16 protein-coding genes and 1 tRNA gene are annotated in these 16,579 nt (G+C 73.0%); 6 read left to right on the top strand and 11 right to left on the bottom strand.

Annotated elements, in window-relative coordinates:
- Nucleotides 1-12: 12 nt before the first annotated feature.
- Nucleotides 13-804 carry an adenylate/guanylate cyclase domain-containing protein gene (locus ASD10_RS03690; RefSeq protein WP_056604826.1) on the bottom strand — a complete coding sequence of 264 codons (792 nt, stop codon included), beginning with the start codon at nt 802-804 and terminating at the stop codon, nt 13-15.
- A gap of 50 nt (nt 805-854) precedes the next feature.
- On the opposite strand from ASD10_RS03690, the gene ASD10_RS03685 reads away from it, so the two are divergent.
- Nucleotides 855-2,597 carry a CapA family protein gene (locus ASD10_RS03685; RefSeq protein WP_082556001.1) on the top strand — a complete coding sequence of 581 codons (1,743 nt, stop codon included), beginning with the start codon at nt 855-857 and terminating at the stop codon, nt 2,595-2,597.
- 278 nt (nt 2,598-2,875) lie between these two features.
- Here the strand turns inward: ASD10_RS03685 and ASD10_RS03680 are convergent, their stop codons facing one another.
- Complete coding sequence (locus ASD10_RS03680) at nt 2,876-3,412, bottom strand: hypothetical protein (RefSeq protein WP_056604820.1); 537 nt, start codon at nt 3,410-3,412, stop codon at nt 2,876-2,878.
- Between the two features lie 108 nt (nt 3,413-3,520).
- Entirely contained in the window at nt 3,521-4,624 is a 1,104-nt protein-coding gene (gene nemA / locus ASD10_RS03675) for an N-ethylmaleimide reductase (RefSeq protein WP_056604818.1), read from the bottom strand.
- Nucleotides 4,625-4,733: 109 nt separating this feature from the next.
- Here nemA and ASD10_RS03670 point away from each other — a divergent pair, with 109 nt between their 5' ends.
- From ASD10_RS03670 to ASD10_RS03660, 4 genes are all read left to right on the top strand, one after another.
- A complete protein-coding gene (locus ASD10_RS03670) occupies nt 4,734-6,995 on the top strand; it encodes a bifunctional diguanylate cyclase/phosphodiesterase (RefSeq protein WP_157432437.1) in 2,262 nt (753 codons plus the stop codon).
- Nucleotides 6,992-8,182: an acyl-CoA dehydrogenase family protein gene (locus tag ASD10_RS03665; protein ID WP_056604812.1), complete on the top strand. Its 1,191-nt coding sequence runs from the start codon at nt 6,992-6,994 to the stop codon at nt 8,180-8,182. The genes ASD10_RS03670 and ASD10_RS03665 overlap by 4 nt, the downstream gene beginning before the upstream one ends.
- Nucleotides 8,183-8,242: 60 nt before the next feature.
- The gene (locus tag ASD10_RS18635; protein ID WP_157432436.1) at nt 8,243-8,482 is read left to right on the top strand and encodes a hypothetical protein; all 240 of its coding nucleotides are present in this window, start codon (nt 8,243-8,245) and stop codon (nt 8,480-8,482) included.
- Nucleotides 8,483-8,544: 62 nt separating this feature from the next.
- Nucleotides 8,545-8,775, top strand: coding sequence for a hypothetical protein (locus tag ASD10_RS03660; protein ID WP_056604810.1), 231 nt, complete (start codon nt 8,545-8,547; stop codon nt 8,773-8,775).
- A 156-nt stretch (nt 8,776-8,931) separates the two neighbouring features.
- On the opposite strand, the gene ASD10_RS03655 is transcribed toward ASD10_RS03660, so the two are convergent.
- A tRNA-Ser gene (locus ASD10_RS03655) sits at nt 8,932-9,018 on the bottom strand.
- Between the two features lie 63 nt (nt 9,019-9,081).
- On the opposite strand from ASD10_RS03655, the gene ASD10_RS03650 reads away from it, so the two are divergent.
- Nucleotides 9,082-9,711 (top strand): nucleoside/nucleotide kinase family protein, encoded by a 630-nt coding sequence (locus ASD10_RS03650; RefSeq protein ID WP_056604804.1) that lies wholly within the window; start codon nt 9,082-9,084, stop codon nt 9,709-9,711.
- Here the strand turns inward: ASD10_RS03650 and ASD10_RS03645 are convergent.
- The 7 genes from ASD10_RS03645 to ASD10_RS03615 form a co-directional block, all read right to left on the bottom strand.
- Nucleotides 9,701-10,753: a hypothetical protein gene (locus tag ASD10_RS03645; protein WP_056604801.1), complete on the bottom strand. Its 1,053-nt coding sequence runs from the start codon at nt 10,751-10,753 to the stop codon at nt 9,701-9,703. The two genes, ASD10_RS03650 and ASD10_RS03645, sit on opposite strands and share 11 nt — an antisense overlap.
- Before the next feature lie 100 nt (nt 10,754-10,853).
- Nucleotides 10,854-11,459, bottom strand: coding sequence for a CE1759 family FMN reductase (locus tag ASD10_RS03640; RefSeq protein ID WP_056604798.1), 606 nt, complete (start codon nt 11,457-11,459; stop codon nt 10,854-10,856).
- On the bottom strand, nt 11,456-12,550 hold the full coding sequence (locus ASD10_RS03635; RefSeq protein ID WP_056609834.1) for an LLM class flavin-dependent oxidoreductase: 1,095 nt from the start codon (nt 12,548-12,550) through the stop codon (nt 11,456-11,458). Before ASD10_RS03635 ends, ASD10_RS03640 begins: the two co-directional genes overlap by 4 nt.
- Before the next feature lie 87 nt (nt 12,551-12,637).
- Nucleotides 12,638-13,414, bottom strand: coding sequence for an SDR family NAD(P)-dependent oxidoreductase (locus ASD10_RS03630; protein ID WP_056604795.1), 777 nt, complete (start codon nt 13,412-13,414; stop codon nt 12,638-12,640).
- A 24-nt stretch (nt 13,415-13,438) separates the two neighbouring features.
- Nucleotides 13,439-14,524, bottom strand: coding sequence for a GNAT family N-acetyltransferase (locus tag ASD10_RS03625; RefSeq protein WP_056604792.1), 1,086 nt, complete (start codon nt 14,522-14,524; stop codon nt 13,439-13,441).
- Between the two features lie 11 nt (nt 14,525-14,535).
- A complete protein-coding gene (locus ASD10_RS03620) occupies nt 14,536-15,507 on the bottom strand; it encodes an MsnO8 family LLM class oxidoreductase (protein ID WP_056604789.1) in 972 nt (323 codons plus the stop codon).
- Nucleotides 15,504-16,529, bottom strand: coding sequence for an NADPH:quinone reductase (locus ASD10_RS03615; protein WP_056604786.1), 1,026 nt, complete (start codon nt 16,527-16,529; stop codon nt 15,504-15,506). Before ASD10_RS03615 ends, ASD10_RS03620 begins: the two co-directional genes overlap by 4 nt.
- Nucleotides 16,530-16,579: the final 50 nt, after the last annotated feature.

Below are 16,579 nucleotides of genomic sequence, written 5' to 3'. Positions count from 1 at the left end.
GGGCGGTGGGCGTCAGGCCCAGTCGACGAGGTGCAGGCGCTGCACGCCGGGGACGCCCTTGAGCTCGGCCTCGCGCACCTCGAGCACCGTGACCTCGTCGTCGCCGAGCGCGTCGACGACGGCCTCGCTGACCAGCACCTCGCCGCCGTCGGCCTGCGCCGCGACCCGGGCCGCGAGGGCCACGTTGCGACCGAAGAGGTCGCCGTCGCGGTGCACCGCCGACCCGCGGTGGGCGCCGATGCGCACCCGGACGCCCGCCAGCCGGCCGCGGCGCACGCCCGCCAGCGACCGCTCGATGTCGCACGCCGCCGCCACGGCCTGCGACGCCTCGGCGAACGCCACCATGAAGCCGTCGCCCTGCGTCTTGATGACGTGGCCGCCCTGACGATCGATCGCCTTGGTGAGGAGACGGTCGTGCCGCGCGAGCAGCTGGACCCACCCGTTGTCGCCGAGACGGTGGTTGAGCTCGGTCGACCCCTCGATGTCGGAGAACATGATCGTGACGGTGCCGTCCGCGGCGGCGAGGCGTGCGAGGTCGGGGCGCTCGACGTCCGCCCACAGCGCCAGGTCGTCGATCGAGCTGCGGATGACGCCCTTGACGCCGTGGTCGCGCAGCTTGATCGCGGTGCCGACGACGCCGCGCACGGCCTCGGTCGGCGTCGGCACGCTTAGGCGTGGCCGCGACGACTGGTCCTCGAGCCACCGGACGCGTCGGCGGGCCCGGCCCAGCATCGCCCGCAGCACGACCACGAGCACCGCGAGGGCGCCGCACAGCGCTGCCAGGACGATCTCCAGGACGGACACAGCGCCACGCTAGCGCCTGTCGATTTGGCGCGCCGGAGAATCATGGGTCCATGCCGCGACGCTCTCGCACCGCCACCTCAGCGGGCGTCGCCATGGCCGCGATCGTCGTGTGCGCCCTGCTGACCGAGGTCACGGTGCGAGGATCCGCCTCGTCGTCGCGCGAGGGACGCGAGCGTGGCACGCCGGCGGCCGCGTCCACCGACGGTCCCGTCGTGACGTTCGCATTCGCGGGCGACGTGCACTTCGCGGGCGACCTCGCCGGCGTCCCCGACGACGGCACGTCCACGCTCGGGCCGATGTCGGACGTCCTGGCGGCCGCGGACGTCGCGATGGTCAACCTCGAGTCGGCCGTCACCGAGCGGGGCGAGCCGGCCGACAAGGAGCTCGAGGACCCCGACGCCCGCTACTGGTTCCGCACCGGGCCGCGCGCCCTCGACGTCCTCGAGCGGTCGGGCGTCGACGTCGTCTCGGTCGCCAACAACCACGGCGCCGACTACGGGCTCACGGGCGTCCGCGACACGATCCGCGCCGCCGAGGGCAGTGGTGTCGAGGTCGTCGGCATCGGTCGCAACGACCGCCAGGCCTACGCGCCGCACCGGGTGCGCGTGCGCGGCACCGACGTCGCGATCCATGCGGCCGACGCGTCGCCGCGCGAGAGCCGCGACGTCACATGGGCCGCGGCGCCGGGCACCGGCCCCGGCATCGCCTCGGCGAGCGGTGCGCAGATGGACGCGCTGGTCGCCGCGGTCGCCGAGTCGGCGCGCACCGACGACGTCGTGGTCGTCTACCTGCACTGGGGCGAGGAGGGCGACGCCGATCCGACGGGCTCGCAGCTCAGCACCGCCGGGGCGCTCGAGGCGGCCGGCGCCGACGTGGTGGTCGGCACGCACGCGCACACCCCGCTCGGCGCGGGCCGGCGCGGCTCGACGTACGTCAGCTACGGCCTCGGCAACTTCTACTGGTACCACGGCCGGCAGGCCGAGTCGGGCGTGCTGAACCTGTCCGTGCGGGGCGGCGAGGTCGTCGCCGACGAGTGGGTCCCCGGCCGCATCCCCCGGGCCGGCGGCGGCCCGCGACCGCTCAGCGGCGAGCGTGCCACCGCGGCCGTGCAGCAGTGGGACGCACTCAGGTCGCGCACCGACCTCGCGCCCGGGCCGGGGCCGGCCTCGCAGGCGTCCGCCCCTCCCCCGCCGCCCGGCGACCCTCTGCCGGCGTTCGCGTCGACCGTCGAGCCGATCGGCACGTCGGTGCGCCGCGCGATGCGGACGTACGACGCGCAGGCGTGCCCCGTCCCGCTCGCCGACCTGCGCCACCTGACCGTCACGCACGTCGGGTTCGACGGTCGGGCGCACCGGGGCGAGCTGGTGGTCAACGCCGACGTCGCGTCCGACGTCGTCGGCGTCTTCGAGGCGCTGTACACCGAACGGTTCCCGATCGAGCGCATGCTGCTGATCGACGACTACGCCGGCGACGACGACCTGTCGATGGCGGGCAACAACTCGTCGGGCTTCAACTGCCGCCGGGTCGCCGGCTCGACGAGCTGGTCGGACCACGCCTACGGCCGCGCGATCGACACCAACCCCGTGCAGAACCCCTACGTCGTGGGCGACGACGTGCGCCCGCCCGCGGCCCGGGCGTACCTCGACGCCGACCGCTCCGCCGGCGCCACCGGCGAGCCCGGAGTCGTCCGCGAGGGGGACGTCGTGCGGCGCGAGTTCGAGCGCATCGGCTGGCAGTGGGGCGGGTTGTTCACCGATCCCGACTACCAGCACTTCAGCCTGCCCGACGCGTGACGCGGGGCCGCTGATCGTTCACCGGACGTTGGCCCGAGGTTGCCGCCCGCGTCATCCGGCGCCCGTACGGTGGAACACGAGTCGGAGGGCAGCACGGCCTCCGGTGCACGCAGAAGTCCCCGCCGTTACCGCTCCGGCCGGGGACTTCGGTGCGTCACGGGGTCTTCGACCCACGCGAGTGCTGCATTCCCGAGCCCGAGTGGTGCGGTCCGGACAGACACGCCGTCCCGGAATGTCCGGTCCGCACCACTCGCGGGTCGTGGGGCTCGGGGTGGGGGCTACTCGGGGCCGGTGCTGTAGACGATCGGGTCGTCGTCGACGGGTGCGGCGGGCTCGTCGAGCACCGAGGCCGGCTTGGTCGGCCTGGCCTTCGGGGCCGGGGTTTTCTGGTCTACGGCCTTCTGCGCCTTCGTCGCACCGGCGGCGGGCTTCTTGGGCGTCGCCTTCTTGGCCGGACCCTGACGTGCCGTGGCCCGCTTGGCCGTCGAGCGCGTCGCCGGGTTGGCGGTGGCCGGGGCGGGATCGGCGAGCGTCGTCGTGGCACCAGGGGTGGGCTCGGGCGTCGGCGCGGCCGGCTGGGTCATGGGGTCGGCCACGACCGAGGGCTTCGGCGGCGTGATGTCGACGACCGGTGCGACGTCCGTGGGCGCCGGTGCCGGCTCCTCCGGGCGCCTGACCGGCTCGTCGTGCGCGCCGCTGCCGCCGGGCAGCACGCGGTGCAGCAGGCCGGTCGCGACGCCGACGCCGGTGCGCAGCACCACGCCGGCGAGCTGCTGGGTCAGGTGGAGGGGAAGCTTGACGAGGGTCGGGATCAACGGGTGCTCCAATGTCGGGGGTGGGAGTTCTCGTGGTCGTACCCACGACACCGGAGGTCACGCGGTCGGGACCGTCACGTCCTCGCCGTCACCGCGTCCCGTCCACCGTCAGGCGCTGTGCGCGGGGTAGTCGGTGTAACCCTCGGCCCCGCCGCCGTAGAACGTCGCGGGGACGGGCTCGTTGAGCGGCAGGCCCTCGGCCAGGCGCAGCGGCAGGTCGGGGTTGGCGATGAACGGGCGGCCGAACGCGACGGCGTCGACCAGGCCGGCCGCGATCAGCGTCTCGCCCTTCTCGGCGCTGTAGCCGCCGGCGCCGACGATGACGCCCGGGAACGCCTCGCGCAGCTCGCGCCGGAACGACTCGTCGAGCGACGGGCCGCCGGCCCAGTCGGGCTCCGACAGGTGCAGGAACGCGAGGTCGCGCGACGCGAGCCGCGCCGCGACGTACAGGCCCATCTCGCCACCCTCCGTGTCGTCCAGGCCGTTGAAGGTGCCCTTCGGCGAGATGCGGACGCCGACGTGCGCGGCGTCCCACTCCCCGATCACGGCGTCGACGACCTCGAGCAGCAGACGCGCGCGGTTCTCGAGCGATCCGCCGTGCTCGTCGTCGCGGTGGTTCGACTCGGCCGACATGAACTGGTGCAGCAGGTAGCCGTGGGCGGCGTGGATCTCGACGGCGTCGAAGCCGGCCTCGCGGGCGTTGCGCGTCGCGGCGCGGTAGTCGTCGACCAGGCGCGGCAGCTCGTCGGCGCGCAGGGCCCGGGGCGTGGGGCAGTTGACCCGCTGGGGGGTGCCGTCCTCGCCGCGCACCGTCGTGCGGTTGCGGTAGGGCAGCGCACTCGCCGAGACCGTCGGCTCGCCGCCGTGGAACGACTCGTGCGACACGCGGCCGACGTGCCACAGCTGCGCGGCGATGCGTCCGCCCGCGGCGTGCACGGCGTCCGTGACCCGGCGCCAGCCGGCGACCTGCTCGGCGCTGTGGATGCCCGGCGTGTCCATGTAGCCCTTGCCCTCGGGCGAGATCTGCGTGCCCTCCGAGACGATCAGACCGGCACCCGCGCGCTGCACGTAGTACTCGACCATCAGGTCGTTCGGCACGTCGCCGGGCGGGGTGGCGCGCATGCGCGTCAGCGGCGCCATGAGCACACGGTTGGGCAGGTCGAGCGCCCCCACGCGCAGCGGGGTGTGCAGGACGTCGGGTGCAGAGGTCATGCGCCGAGCCTACGGAACACCGCGTCGCGGCCTCCGTGAGCCGTTCCGTCCGACACAATGAGCCCATTCAGCCGCGGCGACGTCGCGGCGGGGCCGGTGAGGAGACGCCGTGAGGTCTGGGTGGCGGGTGTACGCGGCCGCGTCGACGACCGTCGCCGTCGTCTACCTCGCGATGCCGTCGGGCACCCCGGCCGATCTGCTGTACCTGGCGGTCGGCCTGTCGTGCGTCGCGGCGATCGTGCTCGGCGCCGCCCGCAACCGGCCCTCGACGGCGACGCCGTGGTTGCTGCTGGCGGCCGGACAGGGCGCATGGGTCACCGGTGACGTGGTCTACGGCGGGCTCGCGGCCGACGGCAGCACGCCGTACCCGTCCTTCGCGGACGTCCCGTACCTCGCGTCGTACCCCCTGCTCGCCGGCGGCATCGTCCTGCTGATGCGCACGCAGCGCCGCACCCGCGACCTCGCCGGGGTCGTCGACACCGCGATCATCACGGTGGGCTTCGGGCTGCTGTCGTGGTCGTTCATCGCGGGGCCCCTGATCGAGGACCGCACGACGACACAGCTCGGTCTCGTGGTCGCGATCGCCTACCCCGCCGCCGACGTCGTCCTGCTGGCCCTCGTGCTGCGCCTCATGACGGGGCAGCACACGTGGAGCCCCGCGTTCCTGCTCCTGGTGTCCGCCACCGGCACGTCCGTGGCGGCCGACACGATGTTCGCGGCGTCCGCAGGGAGCCACGCCGGATCGTCGGCCGTCATCGAGGCCTTCTGGCTGGGCTCGTACGTCCTGTGGGGCGCGGCCGCCCTGCACCCCGACATGGTCACCCTGACCCGTCCGGCGCCCCGGGGGCCGACGCCGTTCACGCTGGGACGCCTGGGGGTGCTCGCGACCGTCGTGCTGCTCCCGGCCGCGCTGCTCGCCAGTCGCGAGCTCGTCGGCGTGCCCGTCGACCCGACGACCCTGGTGGTGGCGTCGGCGGTGCTGGCGCTGCTCGCGATGGGCCGCATGGCGTGCGACATCGACGAGATCCGCGCGACGGCGCACCAGCGCGACTCGCTGCGCGACGACCTGTTCGACCGGGCCACGACCGATCCCGTCACCGGCGTGGCCAACCGCCCGTTCGTCCTGCAGCAGATCTCCGCCGCGCTCGAGCGGGGGGTGCGCGACGGCACCCCGTCGGCGCTCGTCGACGTCCACCTCGGCGGGGTGGCGCGGATCCTCGAGGACATGGGCTTCGGCCACCGCGACGACACCCTGCACGCCGTCGCCCGGCGGATCGAGCAGGTACTGGCGCCCGACGACGTCCTCGCCCGCGTCGGGCCGGAAGAGCTCGTCGTGCTCGTCGAGCGGCTCACGCCGTCGTCCGACCTGGCCGGGCTGGCCCGCGACGTCGTGCGGGCGGTCGACACGCCCCTGCTGATCGGCGGCCGGCAGGTCGGCGTCTCCGCCGCCGTCGGCATCTCGGTCAGCCTGGACGGCAGCACCGACGCCGACGACCTGCTGCACCAGGCGCGCCTCGCCGCCCGCCGGGCCCGGTCGAGCGGGTCCGAGCGCATCGAGTTCTTCGACGCGACGCTGCGCCAGGAGGAGGCCGACCGCCTCGACGTCGAGACGGGGCTGGTCGAGGCCCTCGCCACGGGCGGCCTCGAGATCCACTACCAACCCGTCGTCGGGGTGCGCACCGAGGTCGTCGACGGCTACGAGGCCCTCGTCCGCTGGGACCGCCCGGGCCACGGCCTGCTGCTGCCCGACACGTTCATCCCGGTCGCCGAGCGGTCCGACCTCGTCTGCGAGCTGGGCCGCTGGGTGCTGCACGAGGCGACCCGCCAGCTGGTCGACTGGACGCGTGGCGACCCCATCGGCGCCGGCGACCTGACCGTCGCGGTCAACGTGTCGGGCCGTCACCTGGCCTCCGGCACGATCGTCGACGACGTCGCCGACGCGTTGCGCGCGTCGGGCCTGGCGCCCCACCGACTGACGGTCGAGGTCACCGAGACGGTCCTCGTCGACGAGCCACGCGCGACCCTGCACATGGCGGCGCTGCGCAGCATGGGCGTCAGCGTCGGCATCGACGACTTCGGGACGGGGTACACCTCGATCGCCCGGATGCGCTCCCTGCCGGCCGACGTCGTCAAGATCGACCGGAGCCTGGTCGCCTCGACCGAGCAGGGCGCGAGCGAGCTGCTCGCGCTGGTCGTGCACGCCGCCCACGCGTGCGGCCTGCTCGCCGTGGCCGAGGGCGTCGAGGAGCGGCACCAGCTCGACGCCCTGCGTGGGCTCGCGTGCGACTCCGCGCAGGGTTATCTTTTCTCGCGCCCCCTGGCAGCAGATCTCGTCCCGCACCGCAGCGGCACACCGAAGGAGCTCGCATGAGCACCGCGCCCACGAAGCGAACGTTCAGCCCGGCCGATCCCGCCGACATCGACGCGGTCCTCACGCAGCAGGAGCGCGACGTGCGCGACGCCGTCCGCCGCTTCTGCGACGACCGCGTCGAGCCGCACGTCGCGACGTGGTTCGAGGACGGCGAGCTGCCCGTCGTCCGCGAGCTGGCGGTCGAGCTCGGGACGCTCGGCGTGCTCGGCATGCACCTCGACGGCTACGGCTGCCCCGGCATGACGGCGACCGAGTACGGGCTCGCGTGCCTCGAGCTCGAGGCGACCGACTCGGGGCTTCGGTCGCTGGTGTCGGTGCAGGGCTCGCTCGCGATGTTCGCGATCCACCACTGGGGCTCGGAGGAGCAGAAGAACCAGTGGCTGCCCGAGATGGCCGCCGGTCGCGCGATCGGCTGCTTCGGCCTGACCGAGCCCGACTCGGGCTCCGACCCCGTCTCGATGCGCAGCCGTGCCCGCCGCGACGGCGACGACTGGGTGCTCGACGCCCGCAAGATGTGGATCACGAACGGCTCGGTCGCCGACGTCGCCGTGGTGTGGGCGCAGACCGACGAGGGCGTCCGCGGGTTCGTCGTCCCGACCGACACCCCCGGCTTCTCGGCTCCCCTGATCAAGCACAAGATGTCGTTGCGCGCCTCGGTGACCAGCGAGCTCGTGCTCGAGGGCGTGCGCCTGCCGGCCGACGCGGTCCTGCCCGAGGTCGTGGGGCTCAAGGGGCCGCTGACGTGCCTCAACGAGGCCCGCTACGGCATCGTCTGGGGCTCGATGGGCGCCGCGCGCGCGTCGCTGCAGTGCGCCCTGGAGTACGCCGGGCAGCGCACCCAGTTCGGCCGGCCCATCGCCGGCTTCCAGCTGACGCAGGCCAAGCTCGCCGACATGACGCTCGAGGTCGTCAAGGGCACCCTGCTGGCGCTGCACCTCGGCCGCGCCAAGGACGCCCACGGCCTGCTGCCCGTCGAGGTCAGCCTGGGCAAGCTCAACAACGTCCGCGAGGCCCTCGACGTCTGCCGCACCGCCCGCACGATCCTCGGCGCCAACGGCATCAGCCTGGAGTACCCGGTCATCCGGCACATGAACAACCTCGAGTCGGTGCTGACCTACGAGGGGACGTCCGAGATGCACGCCCTCTCGATCGGCCAGGCCCTCACCGGCATCCCGGCATTCCGGTAGGGCGAACCCGTTCCGCGCGAACGACCTGCGAGGCAGCTGGCGGCTCAGTAGGTTCGTGGCATGCCGAGTCCTGTTCGCGACGACCCTCGCTGGCCGACGTTCATCCGCCAGTGGCGCACGCAGGTCCTACCAGCTTTGGTGCTGCTCGTCGTCCTCGCGACGCCGACAGGCGCGGACACCGACCACTCCTGGCGCGTGGCCTACCGAGCTGCCTTCGTCGTGGTCGCCGTGGCCTTCTTGGCGCTGATGCTGAGGTTGTCGGTCCTCTACCGGTCGATGAAGGACGACGCCGGTCGCTGACCCCACCACGTCGTCGTCCATCTGGACGTGCACGGGCACTGGCCCACCAGTACGTTCGCCGCATGAGCGAAGACCAGCTGGGGATGCTGATCGGAGGGGCCGTGATGTTCCTCATCATGCCGACGTCGCTGGGCCAGTTTCGACAGAAGCACGAGCAGCTGAAGAGCGAAGGTGCACGGAACGCGATGCTCAAGAGGACACCCGACACGTCGATCAAGCCTCGGCTGCTGGTGATCGGCGCTGGTCTTGCCGCCGTCTGGGTGGCCGCCTGGCTCGTCGTGCTCAACGTCTGACCTCACGACGTCGTCGCATCCTGCTCGGCCCGGTGGAGGGTCACCCTCCGCGACGCCAGGCGCTTGCGGATGGTCGGACCCGACCACGTCGGCCACGCACGACGAAGAGGCTCCATCTCTGCCTGGAATCCAGGAGGAAATGGAGCCTCTGTCGTGCGGTGGCGGTGGGATTTGAACCCACGGTGGGCGTGAACCCACACAACATTTCGAGTGTTGCACCTTCGGCCGCTCGGACACGCCACCGCCGAGTACCTTACCCGAGGCCTGCCGAGCGGCCGAACCCGCGTCCTGCGCGACAATGACGAGGTGCAGACCTCCACGATCGACGAGCTCGTCGGACGCGCCGTCGGGCTCGTCACGCCAGGGCGCCGCGCCGTCCTCGGCCTCTGCGGCGCACCCGGCGTCGGCAAGTCGTCGCTGGCCGTCGCGGTGGTCAAGAAGATGCGGGCGACCGGGGTCGAGGCGGTCCACGTGCCGATGGACGGCTTCCACCTCGCGGACGTCGCGCTGGTCGAGCGGGGCCTGCTCGACCGCAAGGGGGCGATCGAGACGTTCGACGGCCACGGCTACCTGACGCTGCTGCGACGCATCCGCGACGACCGCGACCACGACGTGCTCGCGCCGACGTTCGAGCGCGAGCTCGAGCAACCGATCGCCGGAGCCATCACCGTGCCGCCCGCCGCGACGATCGTCGTGACCGAGGGCAACTACCTGCTCGACGAGACCGAGCCGTGGCCCGAGGCGCGGTCCGTCATGGACGCGGTGTGGTTCGTCGACCTCGACGACGACCGTCGCCGTTCGCGCCTGGTCGGCCGGCACGTCAAGCACGGGAAGACCAAGGCCGAGGCGCAGGCCTGGGTCGACACGGTCGACGAGCCCAACGCGCAGCGCGTCATCGCCCGCCGCGGTCAGGCCGACCTGGTCGTCAGGGTGTGACCCACGGGTCGACGTCGACCCCGAACACCCAGCGACGACCGGGCCACTCCGTGAGCGACCACACCTGACGGCGCTGCGGCCAGTGGGCGACGTCCTCGGGGCCCGTCGGCAGCACGCCGCGGTGCCGGTGCAGGTGCCCCGGTCGTCCGACCCACAGGTCGCCCGGGCGTCCCTCCCCGGCGCTCGCCGTCAAGACCCACGTGTCGCCGACCAGCGTGGCGCCCTGCATGCGGGGCTGCCCATCGTGCAGCTCGGCGGCCGTCGACCGACCGTGCTCGTCGCAGCTCAGCAGCTGGGTGTCGCGGTCGAGCGGGTAGCGGACGAGCCGGTGGGTCGGGCTGTCCTTCGTCCCGTACTCGCCGGCGACGAGGCTGTCGGTCTCGGCCCCGCGGTCGAGCGACAGGAACGAGTACGTCAGCGGCGGGTGATCGGCGTCCTGCTCCGCGGCGTAGGCCGACGCCTGTGGCAGGACGTAGCGGTAGCCGCGCGAGCGCACCCGGTTGCGGACGTGCGTGAGGTCGTCGAGCCGGAACACCCTGACGCCCGCCCCGCTGCCGGCGACGAAGAGGTGGTCGCCGTACCAGACGATGCCGCCCGCGTGCACCCGCACGGGACGCAGCAGGTGCACCGGCCCGACCTTGACGGGCTCGACCAGCAGCACGTGGCGGTACGTCGGCGCGGGCCCGTCGACGTCCGCCACGACCGTGATGCGCGAGCCCAGCAGCCGCCGCGCGAACCTGCCGTGGGCGTACCAGCTCGTCAGCAGCACCCCGCGCCCGTCGACCGTGCCGGACGACTCGTCGTGGCCGTACGCGTCGGCGGACGTCGTGATGCCCTGCGGCCACCAGCGGTCGGTGGCGCCGTCGCGGGCGTCCCACGTGAAGCCCTCGGTCGCCGCCTCGCCCGGCACCTCGACGCGCCGGCCCGTGCGGTTGGTGTCGGCCAGGACGGCCCGCAGGCCGACCCGCCGGAAGCCCCGCCCGAGCTCGCGCAGCGGTCCGAGCGCGGCGAGACGGAAACGGGAGGCGAGGTCGTCGGGCACGGATCCACCCTAGGCGGGCCGCGACCATCCGCGATCCGTGACGCTCACGGCGTCACGGACCGGGGATGACGCCGTGGGCGTCACAGATTGCGCGGCCGGCTCAGGCCTTGGGGCCCTCGGCGATCGACCGGAACGTCTCGCTGAACAGGTCGAACTCGTCGTCCCTCGACCGTCCGGTGCCGGTGCCCGCGAGCAGGCTCGCCAGCTCGCCGGTGGCCCGCTCGATGCGCTGCTCGAGCGCCGGCGCGCCCTCGGAGCCCCAGTCGTGCGTCGACGCGAACACGCCGGTCGGCACGACGAGCGCCTGCAGGTACGCGAACAGCGGTCGCAGGGAGTGGTCGATCGCGAGCGAGTGCCGGGCCGTGCCGGCCGTAGCCGCGAGCAGGACGGGCTTGCCGATCACGGCGTCGGTGTCCATGACGTCGAAGAACGACTTGAACAGCCCCGGGTACGACGCCTTGTAGATCGGCGTCGCGACGATCAGGCCGTCGGCTGCGGTCACCATGTCGAGGACGTCCTGCAGCCGCGGCGAGGCGAAGCCCGTCAGGGTCGCGTCGACGACGTCGTGCGCCAGCTCGCGCAGCGTGACGACCTCGACGGACACGTCGGCCGCCTGCCGGCCCAGCGACTCGACGAGCCGGTCGGCGAGCAGCCGCGTGCTCGACGTCTCGCTGAGGCCCGCGGTGATCGCGACGACGGTGGTCATGCGTCGGCCTTCGCGAGGGCCGCGTCGCGGGCGGCGACCCGGTTGGCGTGGGTCGGCGCGTCGGGCACGCCCGCGGGGCGACGGGCGTCGAACTCGGCCCGCAGCGTCGGCAGGATCTCGCCCAGCAGGTCGAGCTGCTCGAGGACGGTCTTGAGCGGCAGGCCCGCGTGGTCGACGAGGAACATCTGGCGCTGGTAGTCGCCGAAGTAGTCGGCGAACGCCAGCGTCTTCTCGATGACCTCCTGCGGACTGCCGACGACGAGCGGCGTCTGCGCCTGGAAGTCCTCCAGCGACGGCCCGTGCCCGTAGACCGGGGCGTTGTCGAAGTAGGGACGGAACTCGTTGACGGCGTCCTGGCTGTTCCTGCGCATGAAGAACTGGCCGCCGAGGCCCACGATCGCCTGCTCGGGCGTGCCGTGCCCGTAGTGCTCGTAGCGCTGCCGGTAGAAGTTGATCAGCCGGATGTAGTGCTCCTTGGGCCAGAAGATGTTGTTCGCGAAGTAGCCGTCGCCGTAGTACGCGGCGATCTCGGCGACCTCGGGCGTGCGGATCGAGCCGTGCCACACGAACGGCGAGACGCCGTCGAGCGGCCGCGGGATCGACGTGAAGCCCTGCAGCGGCGTGCGGAACCTGCCCTCCCAGTTGACGACGTCCTCGTCCCAGAGTCGGCGCAGCAGCTGGTAGTTCTCGATCGTGAGCTCGACGCCCTTCGAGGGGTCCTTGCCGAACCACGGGTAGACCTGGCCGGTGTTGCCGCGGCCGAGGACGAGGTCGGCGCGACCGTCCGACAGGTGCTGCAGGGTCGCGTAGTCCTCGGCCATCTTGACGGGGTCGTTGGTCGTGATGTGCGCGATCGACGTCGACAGGATGATGCGCTCGGTCTGCGCCGCGATGAACGCGTGCAGGGTGCTGATGGCCCCGGGGACGAAGCCGGAGTCGTGGTGCTCGCCGACCGCGAAGACGTCGCCGCCGATGTCCTCGACCTTCTTGGCGATCGTGACCAGCGCCTTGAGCTTCTCGTTCTCGGTCGGGATCGCGCCGTCGGTCGGGTCGACCGTCAGGTCGCCGACGCTGAAGATGCCGAACTGCATGCTGTTGCCGCCCATGTCGAACTCCTCCGCCACGCCCTCGGTGGCTTGTTTAAATTTCAACTAGATTAGCACGTCCGGTATTCCCCGCTACTCGACGTGCGGCTGGCCCGTCGACGCGCTCGTCCCGCCGTCGACCGCCAGCGTGGCACCCGTGATGTAGGCGGCGTCGTCGCTCGCGAGGAACAGCACCGCCGGCGCGACGTCGTCCGGCCGGCCCGGACGCCCCAGGGCGACGCGGTTGGTGAACTTCGCGATGAGCGCCTCGTCCTCGGTCATCGACTCGGTGATCGGCGTGATCGTGAAGGCGGGTGCCACCGAGTTCAGGCGCACACCACGGCTGCCGTAGTCGAGCGCGAGCGACTCGATGAAGTTGCGGACCGCCGCCTTGCTCGCGTTGTAGAGCGACTGGCCCCAGTCGCCGCGCAGCGCCGACACCGACGAGACGCCCACGAGGTTGCCACCGGTCTTCTCCAGCTCGGGCAGGGCGTGCAGCGCGAGGTGCACGAACCCGTCGATGTTCGTGGTGCGGATCTGCTCCCAGTGCTCGCCGGCGGTCTCGGTGAACTCGCCGCTCGCGAACGCCGCGGCGTTGTTGACCACGACGTCGAGCCGGCCGAAGTGCTCCACCACGGCCGCCACGAGCGCCTTCGCGTCGTCGGGATCGCCGATGTCGGAGACCACGGCGAGCGTCCGGTCGTCCGGCCGGCCCTCGAGGGTCTCGCGCAGCTTGTCCTCGCGGCGGCCCGAGATCGCGACGTTGGCGCCGTTGTCGAGGAAGGCCAGGGCGATCGCGCGTCCGATGCCGGTCCCACCTCCGGTGACGAGGACGGTCCGGCCGGCGAAGTCGTACGAGTTGTGGGTCATGCCCGGTTCAACGAGTCGCGGACGTCAACCATTCCGGGCCGCCACGTCTCGGTGCACGTGCTTCTGCCAGCCGGCCTCGCGGCCGACCTCCCGGAATCCCAGCTGCTCGTTGACGTCGAGCATCGGCCGGTTCTCCTCGGCGTTCCACGTGACGACGGCCTCCACCGCGGGGAACGCCGCCACGAGCTGATCGGCATTGGCCCTCTTGAGCCGCATCCCGAGACGACGACCGCGATGATCGCTCACCACCAGCGTGTCCTCCTGCACCGCGACCGCGTCCCCCGCCGACACCACGATCTCCGTGAAACCCGCCAGGACGCCCGACGACGCGTGCCGGGCGACCGTCGTCAGGACCGTCCGGCCGCTCGACGCGATGCGGTCGTCGTGCTCGCGGACCCGGTCGCCGTCCCACGGGTCGACCACCGCCACCATCCCGGCCGACGGGGCGTCGGTGCTCATGCGGGTGCGCAGCGCCGCCAGCTGGTCGACCCACTCGTCCGGCGTCGGCCCGGCCCACGCCAGCAGCCCGTAGTCGTCCTCGAGGTCCGGCGCCTCGGGCGACCGGCCTGCTCGCAGCCGATCGGCGGCGAGCAGGCTGATGCGGCTCACCTGCTCCAGCGCGTAGCCGTGCGCCTGCAGGAAACGGACTCCCGGGTCGTCCGCCGGCAGGTCGCCGAAGCCTGTCGGCGGCTCGACGCGCTCGCCCCCATCACGCACCGAGTGCGCGACGGCCACCTTGAGCACCGGCGCGCCGACGTCGGTGGCGGCCGCCTCGGCTGCGGCGAGCAGCGCCGTCCCGACGCCTCGACGTCGGTGGATCGGCAGCACGTCGACCATCAGGTGCGCCCCGGCCTCGGGCGTCAGCGGACGCGTGGTGATCATCGCGCGACCGATCAGTGCGGCGCCGTCGCGCGCCACGAGGTGCCGGCGGACCCGGGTAGGGGTGCTGACGTACTCCGAGAGCATCTCCTGCGGCCCCATGACCAGCAGGTCGGTGCCCAGCGTGTGCGACTCGACGTCGTTGCACAGCGCGGCGTACTCCGCGAACGCGTGGCCGCCGGGGCCGTCCAGCGCATCGGGCATCGCCAGCTCGTCGATCGTGAGGCTCATGCGGCCCGACGCTACGTCACGATCTCCCGCAGGGCCGCGTCGGACGCGAGCAGGTCGGCGCGGTCGAACGTCGACGTCGACGCCATCAGCTCGTCGGCCCCCGTGCGCTCGACGATGTCGTCGAGCAGGCCGCGGACGGTCGACGGCGAGCCCGCGACGGCCTGGGCGAGCGACCTCTCGACGCGCTTGGTCACCTGCGATCCCCACGCCTGGGCGCGGATCGACGCGACGGGCTCGAGCGGCGGGAACTCGCCGGTCTGCCGCGACCGCGCCATGGCCCACGCCTCGGGCAGCGCGAGCTCGCGGGCCGTCGCGTCGTCGACCGCGACGTGCACGTCGAGCGAGATCGTGACGTACGGATCGGCGGCCATCGGGCTCGGACGGAAGTCGCGCCGGTACGCCGCGATCGCCTCGGCGCCCTCGTCGGTGTGCAGGACCGGACCACCGACGACGACGGGGAGCCCGAGCCGCGCGGCGATCGACAGGCCCCGCCCGGTCGCCAGCAACGACATCGGCACGGACGACGTCGCGACGGGGTGCGCCGTCACGGCGGCGTCTCCGTCGAGCAGACGTCGCAGCTCCGTCACGTCCGCCTCGAACGTGTCGGTCGCGGCGAGGTCGGCCCGCAGCGCCTCGCGGACGGGCGCGGTGAAGCCCACCGACCGCCCGACCCCCAGGTCGATGCGGCCGGGGTGCAGCGCCTCGAGCATCAGGAACTGCTCGGCGACCACGAGCGGCTGGTGGTTCGGCAGCATGACGCCTCCCGAGCCGAGCCGGATGCGGGACGTCCGCGCGCCGATCGCGGCCAGCAGCACCGGCGGCGAGCCGCTGGCGATGCCCGGGACGGCGTGGTGCTCGGCGACCCAGAAGCGGTCGTAGCCAAGGCGCTCGGCCTCGACCGCGCGCTCGACCGATCCCGTCAGCCCCTCGGCCTCGGGGCGACCGTCCCGCGTCCGCGACCGGTCGAGCAGCGAGAGCCTCACTCCGCCGACACGTCGATCAACACCTTGCCGACGACGCTGTCCTCGACCGCGGCGTGCGCGTCGGCGGTCCGCTCGAGCGGGAAGCGGACGAGCGGCAGGCCGGCGTCCTCGCCGACCGGCAGCGCGCCGTCCTGCAGCGCCGCGGTGACGTCCTCGGCGGCGTTGCGCAGGGCCGCCGGGTCGAGCGTGTAGAGCAGCAGGAACTGGTAGCGGATGTTGAGCACGAACGTCTGCACGACGTCGAGCTCGACGGTGTCGCCGCCGTTGTTGGCGTAGACCGCGACGGTGCCGCCGTTCTTGATGACGGCCTGGTTCAGGCGGGCGTTGACCGCCGGGGACACCTCGACGACGATGTCGACGCCGTCGGGCGCGACGGCCCTGATCCGGTCGGCGGTGTCGCCCTCGGTGTAGTCGATCGCGTGGTGGGCGCCGGCCGCCGTCGCGAGCGCGGCCTTCTCGTCGCTGCTGATCGTCGTGACGACCGTGGCGCCCGCCCACCGGGCGAGCTGGATCGCGGCGTGCCCGACCGCTCCCGCGCCGCCGGCGACCAGCACCGTCCGGCCCTCGAGCGCACCGGGCGACAGGCGGATCGGGCCGCCGTCGGCGACCGTCAGCGCGCGGTGCGCCGTCACGGCCGGGACGCCCAGCGAGGCGCCGACGTCGTGCGAGATGCCGTCGGGCAGGCGGACGACGCGCTCGGCCGGCACGACGGTCAGCTCCTGGGCCGTCCCCGTCGGACGTCCGTGCGCCGCGAGCTGCACCCACACGCGGTCGCCGACCGCTAGGCCCTCGACCCCTGCGCCGACGGCGTCGACGACGCCCGAGCCGTCCTGGTTGGGCACGACCTCGGCGAACGGGGTGGGCTGGCCCGGGTCGGCCGCGCGCGACTTCCAGTCCGTCGGGTTGACGCCCGACACGACGACCCGCACGCGCACCTCGCCGTCACCCGGCTCTCCCGGCTCCCGCTCGACGAGCTCGAGGACGGACGGGTCACCGGTCTGGCTGTACACGATTGCTCTCATGCCAAGTGCAACGTCGACGGAGCGTGGTTGTTCCACCGGTGCCGCGATCC

This window comes from Aeromicrobium sp. Root472D3 (genome assembly GCF_001426485.1).
Lineage (GTDB): Bacteria > Actinomycetota > Actinomycetes > Propionibacteriales > Nocardioidaceae > Aeromicrobium.
Note: the sequence above shows the minus strand (reverse complement) of the source record. Positions and strands in the feature narration are given on the sequence as shown.